Source organism: Salmonella sp. SJTUF15570 (genome assembly GCF_043357055.1).
Taxonomy (GTDB): Bacteria; Pseudomonadota; Gammaproteobacteria; order Enterobacterales; family Enterobacteriaceae; genus Salmonella; species Salmonella enterica.
In genome coordinates, this window is record NZ_JBEUKJ010000001.1 from 520892 (window position 1) to 539516 (window position 18625).

Below are 18625 nucleotides of genomic sequence, written 5' to 3' on the forward strand. Positions count from 1 at the left end.
AATGGACCGGCAGTATTGCGCCGAATGGCTCAGTCTTTATCAATCCGGCTGGCAACAGCGCCCTGCTGATCGCGATATTTGGCATCCTGACGGCGGTTATAAGGCCGCGCCGCCGGGCCGGACAGCGGCTCAAAGCTCAACGCGCCGATGAGCATACCCGGACGCAACGCCAGCGGCAGCTTCCCGGAGTTGTAAAACTCAAGCACAATGCAGCCCGACCAGCCGGGATCAATACGGTGCGCCGTCACATGCACCATCAGCCCCAGACGCGCCAGCGAGGAACGACCATCCAGCCAGCCCACTAAATCCGGCGGCAGGGTAACGGATTCAAAGGTGACAGCCAGCGCCAACTCGCCCGGATGCAGATAAAATGCCTCGCCGTCCGGCAAAACGATTTCATCGCTCATCACGCGATCCAGCGCCGCGCTGACCTCGTCTTTCGGCCCGCTCAGATCGATAAACGCCGCCGTATGGCCACGGAAGGTTCGAAATTTATTGCCAAGACGTACATCGACCGTCGCGCCGTTAATGCGCTCTACGGGAGGTCGCGGGGTGATAGACAAACGGCCTTCATCCAGCCAGGCTTCAATATCTCGGTCGCATAAACGCATGGCACTTTCTCCTTTCGCGCATCAAGCCCTTAAATCAAGCACATCAAGGGCTAACCAGGTTATCACTGAACGGTACACAATTCGCCAGATTTATTCAAAGAACTGGCTGATTTTCGCTTTCAGAATATCAATAGCGATGCGGTTTTTACCGCCGCGCGGCACGATAATATCCGCATATTGTTTGGAAGGCTCAATAAATTGCAGGAACATCGGACGCACCGTTTTCTGATATTGCGCCATCACCGAATCCATTGAGCGACCACGCTCGTTCACATCGCGTTTGATACGGCGCATCAAACAGATATCCAGCGGCGTATCGACAAAAATAGAGAAGTTCATCTCTTCACGCAAACGCGCGTCGGTCAGTAACAGAATACCTTCAAGAATAATCACTTTCTTCGGTTCTACGCGAACCGTTTCCTGCATACGGGTATGCTCAACATAACTGTATACCGGTAATTCAATCGCCGAACCGCGCTTGAGCGCCTGAAGATGCTGAAATAGCAGGCTGTGATCCATCGCATTCGGATGGTCATAGTTGGTTTTTACGCGTTCTTCCATCGACAGATGGCTTTGATCTTTGTAATAACTGTCTTCGGGAATAACGCCAATATGTTCGTCACCCACTTGTTCACGCAATTCGCGGTAAAGGGTACTGGCAATAAGACTCTTGCCGGAAGCCGATGCGCCAGCGATACCGATAATGACGCACTGATGAGACTGATCAGTCATAAATTTAGCGACCTGATTAACCTGGATGTAAGGAAGGGGGGCGCCGAAACGCCAAACGCGGCAATTATAGGGATTTCAGCAGCGCGATACCAGTCCGGCGCTATGCCACGGTGAATTTGTTGGCGGCACATTCGACGTCGCGACGTAAAAGCGTTCAGTTTTAACGCGGGCAGCGGTTTTATCGACCCGTCTGGAGGAGGAATACGCCGGGAGCCACAATTTATATTCAGCCAGCGTATAAATCATTACGCGTTTATACTAGCATAATCACAGAGTAAACTGACGCGTCCGGTATTCCGCGACGTTACCGGCGATTCGGATAGAGTGGTAATGAGTAAACCATCCCAACATGTTTTCGTTACCGTCCCCCACCCGCTATTGCGTCTGGTCAGTTTAGGCCTGGTCGCGTTTGTCTTTACGCTCTTTTCGCTCGTATTATCGCGTGTCGGCACCCAACTGGCGCCGCTGTGGTTCCCCACCTCCATTATGATGGTCGCGTTTTACCGCCATGCGGGCCGTCTGTGGCCTGGGATCGCGGTCGCCTGCTCGCTCGGCAGCATCGGCGCCTCACTGACTTTATTTCCTGCCGCCTCGCTTAACTTTAGCTGGACGGCAATAAATATTATCGAGGCGGCCACTGGCGCGATACTGCTGCGAAAACTGCTCCCCAGCTACAACCCCTTACAAAATTTGAATGACTGGTTTCGTCTGGCTATCGGCAGCGCCGTGATTCCGCCACTACTCGGCGGCCTGTTATTTTGGCTGATAGCGCCGGAAGCGGTCGCCTCGAAAGCGTTTCTGATTTGGGTATTATCGGAAGCCATCGGCGCGCTGACGCTGGTGCCGTTAGGTTTACTGTTTAAACCACACTATCTGTTGCGTCATCGTGATCCGCATCTGTTGCTGGAAACGCTATTGACGCTGGTCATTACGCTGGCGCTAAGCTGGCTCGCTATGCGCTATATTCCGTGGCCGTTTACGTGCGTTATCGTCCTGTTGATGTGGAGTGCGGTGCGCCTGCCGCGAATGGAGGCGTTTTTAATTTTTTTAGCTACCGTTATCGTGGTCTCGCTCATGCTGGCCAATGACCCCACGCTGCTCGCTACGCCGAAAACCGACGTGATGGTCAACATGCCGTGGCTGCCTTTTTTAATGATCCTGCTGCCTGCCAATATGATGACGATGGTGATGTACGCGTTTCGCACGGAACGCAAACATATCACCGAGAGCGAATCCCGCTTTCGCAACGCGATGGAGTATTCCGCCATTGGTATGGCGCTGGTCGGTACGGAGGGTCAGTGGCTACAGGTCAATAAATCTCTGAGCCATTTTCTTGGCTATAGCCAGGATGAATTACGCACGATGACATTTCAGCAATTGACCTGGCCGGAAGACCTGAATAACGACCTTGAACAGCTAAACATGCTGGTGCGCGGCGACATCAATAGCTATTCCATGGAAAAACGCTACTACACCCGCAACGGCGATGTCGTCTGGGCGCTACTGGCCGTCTCGCTGGTTCGTCATAAAGACAATAAACCTCTCTATTTTATTGCTCAGATTGAAGATATTAACGATCTCAAGCAAAGCGAGCAGGAAAACCAGCGGTTGATGGAGCGTATTACACAGGCGAACGAGGCGCTGTTTCAGGAAAAAGAACGGTTGCACATCACGCTTGACTCTATCGGAGAAGCGGTGGTGTGTATTGATGTCGCGATGAATATCACCTTTATGAACCCGATCGCCGAGAAGATGAGCGGCTGGCGGCAAGAGGATGCTTTAGGCGCGCCATTATTAACGGTTCTGCGCATTACGTCAGGTGATAAGGGGCCGCTGCTGGAGGATATTTATCGCGCCGACAGGTCGCGATCGGACATGGAACAGGAGATAGTGCTCCATTGTCATAACGGCGGTAGCTACGATATTCATTACAGTATCACGCCGCTCAGTACGCTTGACGGCGATAAGATTGGTTCGGTTCTGGTTATCCAGGACGTTACCGAATCACGAAAAATGTTACGCCAGCTCAGCTACAGCGCAACGCATGACGCCCTCACCCATCTTGCCAACCGCGCCAGTTTTGAAAAGCAGCTTCAACAGCGCCTGCAAACAATACAGGAATCGCCTCAACATCATGCGCTGGTGTTTATCGATCTGGACCGTTTTAAAGCGGTTAACGACAGCGCGGGACATGCCGCCGGCGATGCCTTATTGCGCGAGCTCGCGTCACTGATGCTCAGTATGCTTCGCTCCGGCGATCTCCTGGCCCGTCTGGGTGGCGATGAGTTTGGCCTGTTGCTGCCGGATTGTAATAGTGACAGCGCGCGCTTTATCGTGACGCGGCTTATCAACGCCGTTAATGAGTATCACTTTATGTGGGAAGGACGCCTGCATCGGATCGGCGCCAGCGCCGGGATCACAATGATAAATGAACATAACTGCCAGCTCACAGAGGTCGTGTCTCAGGCCGATATTGCCTGCTACGCCGCGAAAAATAGCGGTCGAGGCCGTCTGACCGTGTACGAACCGCAGCACGCATTAACCTCCTCAAAGGGAATGATGCCGCTGGAAGAACAGTGGCATATGATTAAAAATAACCACCTGCTGATGCTTGCCAGAAACGTCGCGCCGCCGCGTACGCCGGAGGCCACCAGCTTTTGGCTGGTCTCACTCAGGCTGTGGACCAGCGAAGGGGAAGTGATGGAAGAGCGCGCGTTCCGGGCAGGGTTAGCCGACTCCGCGCTGCATCACGCGCTTGACCGACGGGTATTCCATGAGTTTTTCCACCATGCGGCGACCGCCGTCGCCAGCAAGGGATTAAGCGTTGCGCTGCCGCTGTCCGCCGCGGGATTATACAGCGCGACCCTTATTGATGAGCTGCTGGAACAACTGGAGCATAGCCCACTGCCGCCACGGTTATTACATCTGATTATCCCGGCTGACGTTATCGTTAAGCAGGCGCAGACCGCCGCTGCGACTCTGCGAAAACTGCGGCAACGCGGCTGCCAGGTGATTCTCAGCCATGTCGGGCGCGATTTACAGCTGTTTAATTTACTGACCCCGCATATCGCCGATTATTTACTGCTGGATAGCGACCTTATCGCCAACGTTCATGAAAGTTTAATGGATGAAATGCTGACCTCGATCATCCAGGGACACGCCCAGCATCTGGACATCAAAACGCTCGCCGGGCCAGTACAAAACCCACAGGTGCTGGATACGCTCTCCCGTATTGGCGTGGATCTGATTTATGGCGACACTATCGCCGAAGCGCAACCGCTGGATTTATTACTGAATACCAGCTATTTCGCTATCCATTGACGGTTGCCAGCCGTGGGTATACCAGATATGCAGTAGCGCGTAGGAACGCCACGGTTTCCAGCGCTCCGCGTAGCGACGGATCTGCGCGGCCGTCATCCCGGCGAAGCGCTGCTTAATTAAGTAATCATCGGGCAAAAAGATATCTTTTGCCTGCCAACCGCGCAGGGCGAAATAGTTCGCCGTCCAGCGGCCAATTCCCGGAAACGTTTGTAAATTTTTAACGCTCTGCTCAATATCCGGCGGCGCGGCGAGCGCCAGTTTTCCCGCCAGCGTCGCCTGCGCCAGATGAATCAGCGCTTCGGCGCGCCGCAGAGGCATCCCCAGAGCTTTAAGCGCCAGCGGATCGGCCAACGCCAGCGTTTCCGGACCGGGAAAACAGACATAATCGGGCGCATCCGGCAACGCCTCGCCATAGCGGCGCGCCACTTTCGCCGTCAACCTGGCCGCCATCGCGACACTCACCAGTTGCCCCAGTATCGCCCGCACGCCTTGTTCAAACGTATCAACCGATCCCGGTAAACGCAGCCCCGGTCTGTCCTCGCCCAGTGGCCCCAGCACGGCGGCAACCTGCGCGGGCTGGCAGTCAAGATCAAACAGACGCGAAACCTTCGCCAGACACGCCGGCGCGACGGGAAGTAATCCGGCGCTCACGCTAACCTGCACAGTGTGGGTGGGCAGATGGGGCCTCACGCTGACCAGTCCGCGATGCTCGCCCACCACCAGGCTGCGCGCATAAAAGCCCTCGCCTACTGTTTCCACGCCGTCCACCGCACGCGCGGCAAGAAAGCCCAACATCCACGACCAGTCGTAAGGCGGCTGCCAGCTCAGGGTAAACATACTTTTCTCCTTTATTTGACCTTTCAGCATAAACGCTAATCGCACGTAACGCCTTGCTTTCATATTCCAGTTGTCGCCGCGACGACATTTCGCTAAAGTCACGCCCCTTCTTCACTGGCATGGGGATTTTAAGGTGTTTATCGGATTTGATTACGGTACGGCAAACTGCTCGGTCGCCATTATGCGCGACGGGCATCCACAGTTGCTGACAATGGAGAATAACAGCGCATTACTGCCGTCTATGCTGTGCGCGCCGACGCGCGAAGCGGTGAGCGAGTGGCTGTATCGCCATCATGATGTGCCGGCAACGGGCGAAGAAACCCAGGCGCTGCTACGCCGCGCGATACGCTACAACCGCGAGGAAGATATTGAGGTTGGCGCGCAAAGCGTACAGTTTGGTCTGGCGTCGCTGGCGCACTATATTGACGATCCCCAGGAGGTCTGGTTTGTCAAATCGCCAAAATCCTTTTTAGGCGCCAGCGGCCTGAAGCCGCAGCAGGTCGCGCTGTTTGAAGATTTAGTCTGCGCCATGATGGTACATATTCGTCATACGGCGCACAGCCAATTGCCGGAGGCCATTACCCAGGCGGTGATCGGTCGCCCGATCAACTTTCAGGGACTCGGCGGCGATGACGCGAACCGCCAGGCGCAGGGTATTCTGGAGCGGGCGGCAAAACGCGCCGGTTTTCAGGAGGTGGTATTCCAGTACGAACCGGTCGCGGCGGGCCTGGACTACGAAGCTACGCTGCGGGAAGAGAAGCGTGTGCTGGTCGTGGATATTGGCGGCGGCACCACCGACTGTTCCATGCTGCTGATGGGGCCGCAGTGGCGTCAGCGCGCCGATCGTGAAAGCAGCCTGTTGGGGCACAGCGGTTGCCGCGTGGGCGGAAACGATCTGGATATCGCGCTGGCCTTTAAAAATCTGATGCCTTTGCTGGGCATGGGCGGCGAAACCGAAAAAGGTATCGCCCTGCCGGTGCTGCCATGGTGGAACGCCGTGGCGATTAACGACGTCCCGGCGCAAAGCGATTTTTACAGTAGCGCGAATGGTCGTCTGTTGAACGATTTGGTTCGCAACGCGCGTGAAGCAGACAAGGTCGCGTTGCTGCTCAAGGTCTGGTGCCAGCGACTTAGTTACCGCCTGGTACGCTGCGCGGAAGAGAGCAAAATCGCCCTTTCCGGCCAGGCGGATGTTACGGCGAGGCTGCCATTTATCAGCGACGACCTGGCGGTCGCTATCAGCCAGCAAGGACTGGAAGCGGCGCTGGATCAACCGCTGGCGCGTATTCTGGAACAGGTGCAACTGGCGCTGGACAGCGCGCAGGAAAAACCGGATGTCATCTATCTGACCGGCGGCAGCGCCCGTTCGCCATTGATTAAAAAAGCGCTTTCCGAACAGTTACCGGGCATACCCGTCGCTGGCGGCGATGATTTCGGCTCCGTCACCGCAGGACTGGCTCGCTGGGCAGAGGTCGTTTTCCGCTAAGCGCCTCGCAAGCCCAGCGCTGATGGATTGACATTATTCTTGATGTGGCTTAACGTCAGGAGTGAGGGTTAGGGAGGATTCCTCCTCCCCCTGGTGTCTTAGTAAGCCTGGAAGCTAATCACTAAGAGTATCACCAGTATGATGACTACCTTCATCATAACCCTTTCCTTATTTTGGCCCCTTCCTCGGGAGGGGCTTTCCCGTTTCAGCGTCCTGCTGAAATCGGTGGCTTACCTTTATTGCCGTGCCGCCACTTTACCGCACTCCGGCGCGTTAACGATTTTCACCGATGAGAGTTGCGTAGCGCCTCGCAAAGCGGGTCGCCATTCAGAATAATCCCGACCGTGTTCCATAATTCCTCCATTTTTCTCCCTTCCCTGCTGACTACAATAGAGGGAGCAACATTCCGCAAAACGTTTCAGGATGAGAAACTTATACCGATGAAAGGCAGTAATACTTTCCGCTGGGCAATAGCGATTGGGGTTGTAGTAGCCGCCGCCGCATTCTGGTTCTGGCATAGCCGTAGCGAAAGCCCGACCGCCGCGCCGGGCGTCGCCGCGCAAGCGCCGCATACCGCCGCCGCAGGTCGCCGCGGTATGCGCGACGGCCCTCTGGCGCCGGTACAGGCCGCGACCGCGACCACGCAAGCCGTACCGCGCTATCTGAGCGGGCTGGGTACCGTGACCGCCGCGAATACCGTTACGGTGCGTAGCCGCGTGGACGGTCAACTCATCGCCCTGCACTTTCAGGAAGGTCAGCAGGTCAACGCAGGCGATCTGCTGGCGCAAATCGATCCCAGCCAGTTTAAGGTCGCCCTGGCACAGGCTCAGGGACAGTTGGCGAAAGATAACGCTACGCTGGCGAATGCGCGTCGTGATTTGGCGCGCTATCAGCAACTGGCAAAAACCAATCTGGTTTCCCGTCAGGAACTGGATGCGCAACAGGCGCTGGTCAACGAAACCCAGGGAACCATTAAAGCGGATGAAGCCAATGTCGCCAGCGCGCAGTTACAGCTCGACTGGAGTCGTATCACGGCCCCGGTCTCGGGACGCGTGGGTCTGAAACAGGTGGATGTCGGCAACCAGATTTCCAGCAGCGATACCGCCGGTATTGTCGTCATTACGCAAACGCACCCGATTGATCTCATTTTTACTCTGCCGGAAAGCGATATCGCGACCGTGGTTCAGGCGCAAAAAGCGGGGAAAACGCTGGCCGTAGAAGCCTGGGATCGGACTAACTCGCACAAATTAAGCGAAGGCGTGTTGCTCAGTCTGGACAACCAGATTGATCCCACGACGGGAACGATCAAAATTAAAGCGCGCTTTACCAATCAGGACGATACGCTATTCCCCAATCAATTTGTGAACGCCCGGATGCTGGTCGATACCGAACAAAATGCCGTTGTGGTGCCTGCCGCGGCGGTGCAAATGGGCAATGAGGGCCACTTTGTGTGGGTGCTGAACGACGAAAATAACGTCAGCAAGAAGCGGGTAAAAATCGGTATTCAGGATAACCGAAACGTGGTGATCAGCGCAGGCTTATCGGCAGGCGATCGCGTCGTTACCGATGGTATTGATCGGCTGACGGAAGGCGCAAAAGTCGAGGTCGTTGAGCCGCAAACCACCGCGGCGGATGAAAAATCCCCTTCCCGCCATGAAGGTCAAAAAGGAGCGCGCGCCTGATGCAGGTATTACCTCCGGGCAGCACGGGCGGCCCCTCGCGTCTGTTTATTCTGCGCCCCGTGGCCACCACTCTGCTGATGGCGGCGATTTTACTCGCCGGGATTATCGGCTATCGCTTCCTGCCCGTCGCCGCTTTGCCGGAGGTCGACTACCCCACTATTCAGGTTGTTACGCTCTACCCTGGCGCCAGCCCGGATGTCATGACCTCCGCCGTCACCGCGCCGCTTGAGCGCCAGTTCGGCCAGATGTCAGGACTGAAGCAGATGTCGTCGCAAAGCTCCGGCGGCGCGTCGGTGGTGACGCTACAGTTTCAGTTGACGCTGCCGCTGGACGTTGCCGAGCAGGAGGTACAGGCGGCGATTAACGCAGCCACCAATTTATTGCCTTCCGACCTGCCGAATCCGCCGATTTACAGCAAAGTCAATCCGGCGGACCCGCCGATTATGACGCTTGCCGTCACCTCAAACGCGATGCCGATGACCCAGGTAGAGGACATGGTAGAAACCCGCGTGGCGCAGAAGATCTCACAGGTCTCCGGCGTCGGGCTGGTGACGCTTGCCGGCGGGCAGCGTCCTGCGGTACGCGTAAAACTGAATGCTCAGGCTGTCGCCGCGCTCGGTCTGACCAGCGAAACGGTCCGTACCGCAATTACCGGCGCCAACGTCAACTCGGCGAAAGGCAGTCTGGATGGCCCCGAACGGGCGGTGACGCTTTCTGCTAACGATCAGATGCAGTCTGCCGACGAATACCGCAGGCTTATCATCGCGTATCAAAACGGCGCGCCGGTACGGCTGGGCGATATCGCCACCGTCGAACAGGGGGCGGAAAATAGCTGGCTCGGCGCATGGGCGAATCAAGCGCCGGCTATCGTGATGAACGTTCAACGCCAGCCTGGCGCCAATATCATTGCGACAGCGGACAGCATTCGCCAGATGCTGCCCCAGCTTACCGAAAGCCTGCCGAAATCGGTGAAGGTCACGGTCCTGTCCGATCGCACCACCAATATTCGCGCTTCCGTGCGCGATACCCAGTTTGAACTGATGCTGGCGATCGCGCTGGTCGTCATGATTATCTATCTGTTTTTACGTAATATTCCCGCCACAATTATTCCCGGCGTCGCCGTACCGCTGTCGCTTATCGGCACCTTTGCGGTGATGGTATTTTTGGATTTTTCCATTAATAACCTGACGCTGATGGCGCTCACTATCGCCACGGGTTTCGTGGTGGACGATGCGATTGTGGTGATTGAGAACATCTCGCGCTACATCGAAAAAGGAGAAAAACCGCTGGCGGCGGCGCTCAAAGGCGCGGGCGAAATCGGCTTTACCATTATTTCCCTCACCTTTTCACTGATTGCAGTGCTGATCCCGTTGCTCTTTATGGGCGATATTGTTGGTCGACTATTCCGCGAATTTGCGGTGACGTTGGCGGTAGCGATTTTAATCTCCGCCGTCGTCTCTTTGACGCTCACGCCCATGATGTGCGCGCGTATGCTCAGCCAGCAGTCTCTGCGTAAACAAAACCGCTTTTCCCGCGCCTGCGAGCGGATGTTTGACCGCGTGATCGCCAGCTACGGACGCGGATTAGCGAAAGTGCTCAACCATCCGTGGCTTACATTGAGCGTGGCATTCGCCACGCTCCTGCTCAGCGTTATGCTGTGGATAGTCATCCCGAAAGGGTTCTTTCCGGTACAGGATAACGGCATTATCCAGGGGACGCTGCAGGCGCCGCAATCGTCATCGTATGCCAGTATGGCGCAACGTCAGCGCCAGGTGGCGGAGCGGATATTACAGGACCCGGCGGTGCAAAGCCTGACGACTTTTGTTGGCGTAGACGGCGCTAACCCCACGCTCAATAGCGCGCGCCTGCAAATTAACCTCAAGCCGCTGGATGCGCGTGATGACCGCGTGCAGCAGGTGATCTCCCGGCTGCAAACCGCCGTGGCGACGATTCCCGGCGTGGCGCTGTATCTCCAGCCGACGCAGGATTTAACCATCGACACGCAGGTCAGCCGCACGCAGTATCAGTTTACCCTGCAGGCCACGACGCTCGATGCGCTCAGCCACTGGGTGCCAAAACTGCAGAACGCGCTACAGTCGTTACCACAGCTCTCTGAGGTAAGCAGTGACTGGCAAGATCGAGGATTAGCGGCCTGGGTGAATGTCGACCGCGACAGCGCCAGCCGTCTGGGTATCAGCATGGCGGATGTGGATAACGCGCTCTACAACGCGTTCGGACAACGCCTGATTTCAACGATTTATACCCAGGCGAACCAGTACCGCGTCGTGCTGGAACATAATACCGCCAGCACGCCGGGCCTGGCGGCGCTGGAGACGATTCGCCTGACGAGCCGCGACGGCGGCACCGTGCCGCTCAGCGCGATTGCCCGCATTGAGCAGCGCTTCGCTCCGCTCTCCATCAATCATTTAGATCAGTTCCCGGTCACGACATTTTCGTTTAACGTGCCGGAGGGCTATTCGCTCGGCGATGCGGTGCAGGCGATTCTCGATACGGAAAAAACGCTCGCCCTGCCAGCGGATATTACAACGCAGTTTCAGGGCAGTACGCTCGCCTTCCAGGCGGCGCTGGGCAGCACCGTCTGGCTTATTGTCGCCGCCGTGGTGGCGATGTATATCGTGCTCGGCGTGCTGTATGAGAGTTTTATCCATCCGATCACGATTCTCTCAACGCTGCCTACGGCGGGCGTCGGCGCGCTGCTGGCGCTGATCATCGCTGGTAGCGAGCTCGATATTATCGCCATTATCGGCATTATTTTGCTGATCGGCATCGTGAAGAAAAACGCCATCATGATGATTGACTTCGCCCTCGCCGCCGAACGCGAACAGGGGATGAGCCCGCGCGACGCTATCTTCCAGGCCTGTCTGCTGCGTTTTCGACCGATTCTGATGACCACGCTGGCGGCGTTGCTCGGGGCATTGCCATTAATGTTGAGTACCGGCGTTGGCGCGGAATTACGTCGCCCGTTGGGGATCGCGATGGTAGGCGGCTTACTGGTCAGCCAGGTATTAACTCTGTTTACCACACCGGTGATTTATCTCCTGTTTGACCGCCTGTCGCTGTACGTGAAAAGTCGCTTTCCGCGCCATAAAGAGGAGGCGTAGATGCGCTTTTTCGCCCTTTTCATCTACCGCCCGGTCGCCACCATTTTGATTGCCGCCGCCATTACGCTGTGCGGCATTCTGGGCTTTCGTCTGCTGCCGGTCGCCCCGCTGCCGCAGGTCGATTTCCCGGTGATTATGGTTAGCGCCTCGCTGCCGGGCGCCTCGCCGGAAACCATGGCTTCGTCAGTGGCGACGCCGTTGGAACGCTCTTTGGGACGCATTGCAGGCGTCAATGAAATGACCTCCAGCAGCTCGCTCGGCAGTACGCGCATTATTCTCGAATTTAATTTCGATCGTGATATTAACGGTGCGGCGCGCGACGTGCAGGCCGCCATTAACGCCGCGCAAAGCTTATTGCCAGGCGGAATGCCCAGCCGCCCGACTTATCGCAAGGCCAACCCGTCCGACGCGCCGATTATGATTTTAACGCTCACCTCGGAGAGCTGGTCACAGGGCAAACTGTATGATTTCGCCTCTACCCAACTGGCGCAAACCATCGCGCAAATTGACGGCGTCGGCGATGTTGACGTCGGCGGCAGCTCCCTGCCCGCAGTACGTGTAGGCTTAAACCCGCAGGCGCTCTTTAACCAGGGCGTCTCGCTGGATGAGGTCCGCGAAGCGATCGACAGCGCCAACGTACGCCGACCGCAAGGCGCAATTGAAGATAGCGTCCACCGCTGGCAAATCCAGACCAACGACGAACTGAAAACCGCCGCCGAATACCAGCCGCTGATTATTCACTATAACAACGGCGCGGCGGTACGCCTGGGCGACGTCGCCAGCGTCACCGACTCGGTGCAGGATGTCCGTAACGCCGGGATGACGAACGCTAAACCCGCTATTTTGTTGATGATCCGCAAGCTGCCGGAGGCCAATATTATTCAGACGGTCGACGGCATCCGGGCAAAACTGCCGGAACTGCGGGCAATGATCCCCGCCGCTATCGATTTACAAATCGCCCAGGATCGTTCGCCGACGATTCGCGCGTCGCTGCAAGAGGTAGAAGAGACGCTGGCTATCTCTGTCGCACTGGTGATCCTGGTGGTGTTTTTATTCCTGCGTTCCGGGCGCGCCACGCTAATCCCCGCCGTCGCCGTTCCCGTTTCGCTCATCGGCACCTTCGCCGCCATGTATCTGTGCGGCTTCAGCCTCAACAATCTGTCGCTGATGGCGCTGACTATCGCGACCGGATTTGTCGTTGATGATGCCATTGTGGTGCTGGAAAATATCGCCCGCCATCTGGAGGCGGGAATGAAACCTTTGCAGGCGGCATTACAGGGTACGCGGGAAGTCGGGTTTACGGTCATCTCCATGAGTCTGTCGCTGGTGGCGGTATTTCTGCCGCTGCTGTTAATGGGCGGTCTGCCAGGACGCTTATTACGGGAATTCGCCGTTACCCTCTCGGTGGCGATTGGCATTTCGCTGGTGGTTTCGCTCACGCTGACGCCGATGATGTGCGGCTGGATGCTTAAATCAAGCAAACCGCGCACCCAACCGCGTAAACGGGGCGTTGGCCGTTTGCTGGTAGCTTTGCAACAGGGTTACGGCACGTCGTTAAAATGGGTGCTTAACCATACGCGTCTTGTCGGGGTGGTTTTTCTTGGTACCGTTGCGCTGAACATCTGGCTTTATATCGCCATCCCTAAAACATTCTTTCCGGAGCAGGATACCGGCGTGTTGATGGGCGGTATTCAGGCTGACCAGAGCATCTCTTTCCAGGCCATGCGCGGCAAGCTGCAGGATTTTATGAAAATTATTCGCGACGATCCGGCGGTGAATAATGTCACTGGTTTTACCGGCGGCTCGCGGGTGAATAGCGGCATGATGTTTATTACGCTGAAGCCGCGCGGCGAACGCAAAGAGACGGCGCAGCAAGTCATTGATCGACTGCGGGTCAAACTGGCAAAAGAACCCGGAGCCAGGCTGTTTCTGATGGCGGTACAGGATATTCGCGTCGGCGGGCGGCAGGCTAACGCCAGTTATCAATACACATTGCTGTCTGACTCCCTGGCGGCGCTGCGCGAGTGGGAGCCGAAAATACGCAAAGCGCTCTCGGCCCTGCCGCAACTGGCGGACGTAAACTCCGACCAGCAGGATAACGGCGCGGAGATGAACCTTATCTACGACCGCGACACCATGTCACGACTGGGCATTGATGTTCAGGCCGCAAACAGTCTGTTAAATAATGCTTTCGGCCAGCGGCAAATTTCCACCATTTATCAGCCGATGAACCAGTATAAAGTGGTGATGGAAGTCGATCCGCGCTATAGCCAGGATATCAGCGCGCTGGAGAAAATGTTCGTTATCAACCGTGACGGAAAAGCGATTCCCCTCTCTTATTTCGCCCAATGGCGGCCCGCCAATGCGCCGCTGTCGGTGAACCATCAGGGACTTTCCGCGGCGTCCACGATTGCCTTTAACCTGCCGACCGGCACATCGTTATCGCAGGCGACAGAGGCCATTAATCGCACCATGACGCAGCTTGGCGTCCCCTCGACGGTACGCGGCAGTTTTTCCGGAACGGCGCAAGTCTTCCAGCAGACCATGAATTCACAGCTTATTTTGATAGTGGCGGCGATCGCTACCGTCTACATTGTGCTGGGGATACTGTACGAAAGCTACGTCCATCCACTGACCATTCTCTCTACTCTACCATCGGCGGGCGTTGGGGCGCTTCTGGCGCTGGAGCTCTTCAATGCCCCTTTCAGCCTAATCGCCCTGATAGGGATCATGCTATTAATTGGCATTGTGAAGAAAAACGCCATTATGATGGTCGATTTTGCGCTTGAAGCGCAACGAAGCGGCGGCCTGACGCCGGAACAAGCCATTTTCCAGGCCTGCTTGTTACGCTTCCGTCCAATAATGATGACCACGCTGGCGGCGCTGTTCGGCGCACTGCCATTGGTGTTATCTGGCGGAGACGGTTCGGAATTACGGCAGCCGCTGGGGATAACCATTGTCGGCGGTTTGGTCATGAGCCAGCTCCTGACGCTCTATACCACGCCGGTGGTGTACCTCTTTTTCGATCGTCTGCGGCTGCGTTTTTCGCGTAAAAATAGCAAACCGGTAGTAGAGATATGACAGAACTTCCTGACAACACCCGCTGGCAACTCTGGATTGTGGCATTCGGCTTTTTTATGCAGTCACTGGATACCACCATCGTCAACACTGCGCTGCCCTCCATGGCGAAAAGCCTGGGGGAAAGCCCGCTGCATATGCACATGGTAGTGGTGTCATATGTTCTCACCGTCGCCGTGATGCTCCCCGCCAGCGGCTGGCTGGCAGATAAAATCGGCGTGCGTAATATTTTCTTTGCCGCCATTGTGCTGTTCACGTTGGGTTCGCTGTTTTGCGCCCTCTCCGGCACGCTTAATCAACTGGTATTAGCGCGGGTTTTACAAGGCGTAGGCGGCGCGATGATGGTGCCAGTCGGACGCCTGACGGTCATGAAAATCGTGCCGCGCACGCAATATATGGCGGCGATGACCTTCGTCACCCTACCGGGACAGATCGGGCCGTTACTCGGCCCCGCGCTGGGCGGGGTGCTGGTGGAATATGCTTCATGGCACTGGATCTTTCTGATCAATATCCCGGTGGGAATTGTCGGCGCTATGGCAACCTTTATGCTGATGCCAAACTACACCATAGAGACCCGGCGCTTTGATCTGCCGGGGTTCCTGCTGTTAGCTATCGGCATGGCGGTACTCACGCTGGCGCTGGACGGTAGTAAAAGCATGGGGATTTCGCCCTGGACATTAGCCGGACTTGCTGCGGGCGGCGCGGCAGCCATTCTGCTCTATCTCTTCCATGCCAAAAAAAACTCAGGCGCGTTATTCAGCCTGCGATTGTTCCGCACGCCCACGTTTTCACTGGGGTTGCTGGGCAGTTTTGCCGGGCGTATCGGCAGCGGTATGCTGCCGTTTATGACGCCGGTCTTTTTGCAAATTGGTCTTGGTTTTTCACCGTTTCATGCCGGTTTGATGATGATCCCCATGGTGCTGGGCAGCATGGGAATGAAGCGGATTGTAGTGCAGATAGTTAACCGTTTTGGCTATCGTCGGGTTCTGGTGGCGACTACGCTCGGACTGGCATTGGTTAGCCTGTTGTTTATGTCGGTCGCGCTGCTCGGCTGGTATTATCTCCTGCCGCTGGTACTGCTTTTGCAGGGAATGGTGAACTCGGCGCGCTTTTCTTCCATGAACACCTTAACGCTAAAAGACCTTCCCGATACGCTGGCCAGCAGCGGCAATAGCTTATTATCGATGATTATGCAGCTCTCGATGAGTATCGGCGTCACTATTGCCGGAATGCTGCTGGGTATGTTTGGCCAACAGCATATCGGGATAGACAGTAGCGCCACACATCACGTCTTTATGTACACCTGGTTATGTATGGCGGTTATTATCGCGCTACCAGCGATAATTTTTGCCCGCGTGCCGAACGATACACAGCAAAACATGGTCATTTCACGGCGTAAAAGGAGCCTGTAATGAAAGTCTGGCGGCCCGGAATCACCGGCAAGCTGTTTCTGGCGATCTTCGCCACCTGCATCGTGCTGCTGATCAGTATGCATTGGGCCGTGCGCGTCAGTTTTGAACGCGGATTTATTGACTATATCAAACACGGCAACGAGCAGCGGCTACAAATGCTGGGCGATGCGCTGGGCGACCAGTACCAGCAACACGGCAACTGGCGTTTTTTACGCAACAACGATCGCTTCGTTTTCCAGATTTTGCGTTCATTTGAGCATGACAACGACCGCGATAAACCCGGCCCCGGTATGCCGCCGCACGGTTGGCGCACCCAATTCTGGGTCGTCGATCAAAATGGCCGGGTGCTGGTCGGCCCACGCGGTCCGGTGCCGCATGACGGTACTCGTCGGCCCATTCTGGTCAATGGCGCCGAAGTCGGCGCGGTTATCGCCTCTCCTGTCGAGCGGCTGACGCGCAATACGGATATTAATTTTGATATGCAGCAGCGGCGCGCCAGCTGGATGATCGTGGCGTTATCAACGTTGCTGGCCGCGCTGGCGACATTTTTGCTGGCGCGTGGCCTGCTCGCCCCGGTCAAACGGTTGGTCGAGGGTACGCACAGACTGGCGGCGGGGGATTTTACCACGCGCGTGACCCCAACCAGCGCCGATGAGCTGGGAAAACTGGCGCAGGATTTTAACCAGCTTGCCAGCACGCTGGAAAAAAACCAGCAGATGCGCCGCGACTTTATGGCGGATATTTCCCACGAACTGCGCACGCCGCTGGCGGTATTGCGCGGCGAACTGGAAGCCATTCAGGATGGCGTTCGCCAGTTCACGCCAGAATCGGTTACCTCGCTACAGGCGGAAGTCGGTACGCTTACCAAACTGGTTGACGACCTGCATCAGCTGTCGTTGTCTGACGAGGGCGCGCTGGCTTATCAAAAAACGACCGTCGATCTTGTTCCCCTGTTGGAAGTCGCTGGCGGCGCGTTCAGAGAGCGCTTTACCAGCCGGGGGCTAACGTTACATTACGCGTTGCCGGATAGCATGACCGTCTTCGGCGACCCGGATCGCCTGATGCAACTGTTTAATAATCTGCTGGAAAACAGTCTGCGCTACACCGACAGCGGCGGCGGCCTGCATATTTCCGCCGAACAACGCGACAAATCATTATTCCTGACCTTTGCTGATTCTGCACCGGGCGTCAGCGATGAACAGTTACAAAAGCTTTTTGACCGTTTTTACCGCACGGAAGTGTCCCGTAACCGCGCCAGCGGCGGTTCTGGACTGGGGCTGGCAATATGCGTCAATATTGTACACGCGCATAACGGTCATCTTCACGCCGCTCATTCGCCTTTTGGCGGGGTTAGCATTACAGTAGAGTTACCGCTGGATCGCGATTTACAGAGAGAAGTATGACTGAATTACCCATTGATGAAAACACGCCGCGCATTTTGATTGTTGAAGATGAACCCAAGCTGGGACAGCTGCTTATTGACTACTTACGCGCGGCGAGTTACGCCCCCACGCTCATCAATCACGGCGACAAGGTACTGCCGTATGTGCGTCAAACGCCGCCGGATCTGATCCTGCTGGATCTGATGCTGCCGGGTACCGATGGTCTGACGCTATGCCGGGAGATTCGCCGTTTTTCCGACATCCCCATTGTGATGGTCACAGCCAAAATCGAAGAGATCGACCGGCTACTTGGGCTGGAAATCGGCGCCGATGATTATATCTGTAAGCCTTACAGCCCGCGCGAAGTCGTGGCCCGCGTGAAAACCATTTTGCGCCGCTGTAAACCGCAGCGCGAACTCCAGCAGCAGGATGCCGAAAGCCCGTTAATGATTGATGAAAGCCGCTTTCAGGCCTCCTGGTGTGGTAAAGCGCTGGATTTAACCCCCGCTGAATTCCGCCTGCTAAAAACCTTATCGCTTGAACCGGGTAAAGTTTTTTCCCGCGAGCAGTTGTTAAACCACCTCTACGACGACTACCGTGTGGTGACCGATCGTACTATCGACAGCCACATTAAAAACCTGCGCCGCAAGCTGGAATCGCTGGATGCCGAACAGTCATTTATCCGCGCGGTCTACGGGGTGGGATATCGCTGGGAAGCGGATGCGTGTCGCCTGGTATAATGATTATTGGCATAACAATAACAAGGTCGTAAGACGATATTTTCCGCCAACGCTATTCTGGCGGAATTAACACACTGTCCTCTTTCCTTTGGCCGAGCGGTATCCCGAAAACCACGACGAACGCGATCGGGGACAATAAATTATTTGGCCGCTCTTTTTAGTTTACCGATATACTGTGAGTAGTTTTTTAAACTTATTGCGCATTAATTCATTAAGTGAATC

The 18625-nt window shown here is 56.1% G+C and carries 12 protein-coding genes; 8 read left to right on the forward strand and 4 right to left on the reverse strand.

The features are described 5' to 3' along the window. Positions 1-29: 29 nt before the first annotated feature. Together dcd and udk are read right to left on the reverse strand one after the other, a co-directional pair. Positions 30-611 (reverse strand): dCTP deaminase, encoded by a 582-nt coding sequence (dcd, locus tag ABVN44_RS02745; RefSeq protein ID WP_001234783.1) that lies wholly within the window; start codon positions 609-611, stop codon positions 30-32. A gap of 90 nt (positions 612-701) precedes the next feature. Then, positions 702-1343: a uridine kinase gene (gene udk / locus ABVN44_RS02750; protein ID WP_000132082.1), complete on the reverse strand. Its 642-nt coding sequence runs from the start codon at positions 1341-1343 to the stop codon at positions 702-704. A 330-nt stretch (positions 1344-1673) separates the two neighbouring features. Between udk and ABVN44_RS02755 the strand changes: the two genes are divergently transcribed. After that, positions 1674-4664: an MASE1 domain-containing protein gene (locus ABVN44_RS02755; RefSeq protein WP_023231340.1), complete on the forward strand. Its 2991-nt coding sequence runs from the start codon at positions 1674-1676 to the stop codon at positions 4662-4664. Here the strand turns inward: ABVN44_RS02755 and alkA are convergent. Beyond that, a complete protein-coding gene (gene alkA / locus ABVN44_RS02760) occupies positions 4632-5501 on the reverse strand; it encodes a DNA-3-methyladenine glycosylase 2 (protein ID WP_023195399.1) in 870 nt (289 codons plus the stop codon). The two genes, ABVN44_RS02755 and alkA, sit on opposite strands and share 33 nt — an antisense overlap. A gap of 133 nt (positions 5502-5634) precedes the next feature. Here alkA and yegD point away from each other — a divergent pair, with 133 nt between their 5' ends. Further along, positions 5635-6987: a molecular chaperone gene (yegD, locus tag ABVN44_RS02765; RefSeq protein ID WP_048348879.1), complete on the forward strand. Its 1353-nt coding sequence runs from the start codon at positions 5635-5637 to the stop codon at positions 6985-6987. 98 nt (positions 6988-7085) lie between these two features. Here yegD and ibsA read toward each other — a convergent pair whose 3' ends face one another. Next, positions 7086-7145: a type I toxin-antitoxin system Ibs family toxin gene (gene ibsA / locus ABVN44_RS02770; protein ID WP_001805500.1), complete on the reverse strand. Its 60-nt coding sequence runs from the start codon at positions 7143-7145 to the stop codon at positions 7086-7088. Positions 7146-7427: 282 nt separating this feature from the next. Between ibsA and mdtA the strand changes: the two genes are divergently transcribed. The 6 genes from mdtA to baeR are packed head-to-tail and all read left to right on the forward strand — an operon-like array spanning position 7428 to position 18403. Continuing rightward, complete coding sequence (mdtA, locus tag ABVN44_RS02775) at positions 7428-8669, forward strand: multidrug efflux RND transporter subunit MdtA (protein ID WP_000678814.1); 1242 nt, start codon at positions 7428-7430, stop codon at positions 8667-8669. After that, positions 8669-11791: a multidrug efflux RND transporter permease subunit MdtB gene (gene mdtB, locus ABVN44_RS02780; RefSeq protein WP_023231577.1), complete on the forward strand. Its 3123-nt coding sequence runs from the start codon at positions 8669-8671 to the stop codon at positions 11789-11791. The genes mdtA and mdtB overlap by 1 nt, the downstream gene beginning before the upstream one ends. After that, positions 11792-14872: a multidrug efflux RND transporter permease subunit MdtC gene (gene mdtC, locus ABVN44_RS02785; protein WP_038390113.1), complete on the forward strand. Its 3081-nt coding sequence runs from the start codon at positions 11792-11794 to the stop codon at positions 14870-14872. Beyond that, positions 14869-16281 (forward strand): MFS transporter, encoded by a 1413-nt coding sequence (locus ABVN44_RS02790; protein ID WP_000137826.1) that lies wholly within the window; start codon positions 14869-14871, stop codon positions 16279-16281. The genes mdtC and ABVN44_RS02790 overlap by 4 nt, the downstream gene beginning before the upstream one ends. Beyond that, positions 16281-17684: a two-component system sensor histidine kinase BaeS gene (gene baeS, locus ABVN44_RS02795; protein WP_000870077.1), complete on the forward strand. Its 1404-nt coding sequence runs from the start codon at positions 16281-16283 to the stop codon at positions 17682-17684. Before ABVN44_RS02790 ends, baeS begins: the two co-directional genes overlap by 1 nt. Further along, complete coding sequence (gene baeR / locus ABVN44_RS02800; RefSeq protein WP_000137854.1) at positions 17681-18403, forward strand: two-component system response regulator BaeR; 723 nt, start codon at positions 17681-17683, stop codon at positions 18401-18403. The genes baeS and baeR overlap by 4 nt, the downstream gene beginning before the upstream one ends. Positions 18404-18625: the final 222 nt, after the last annotated feature.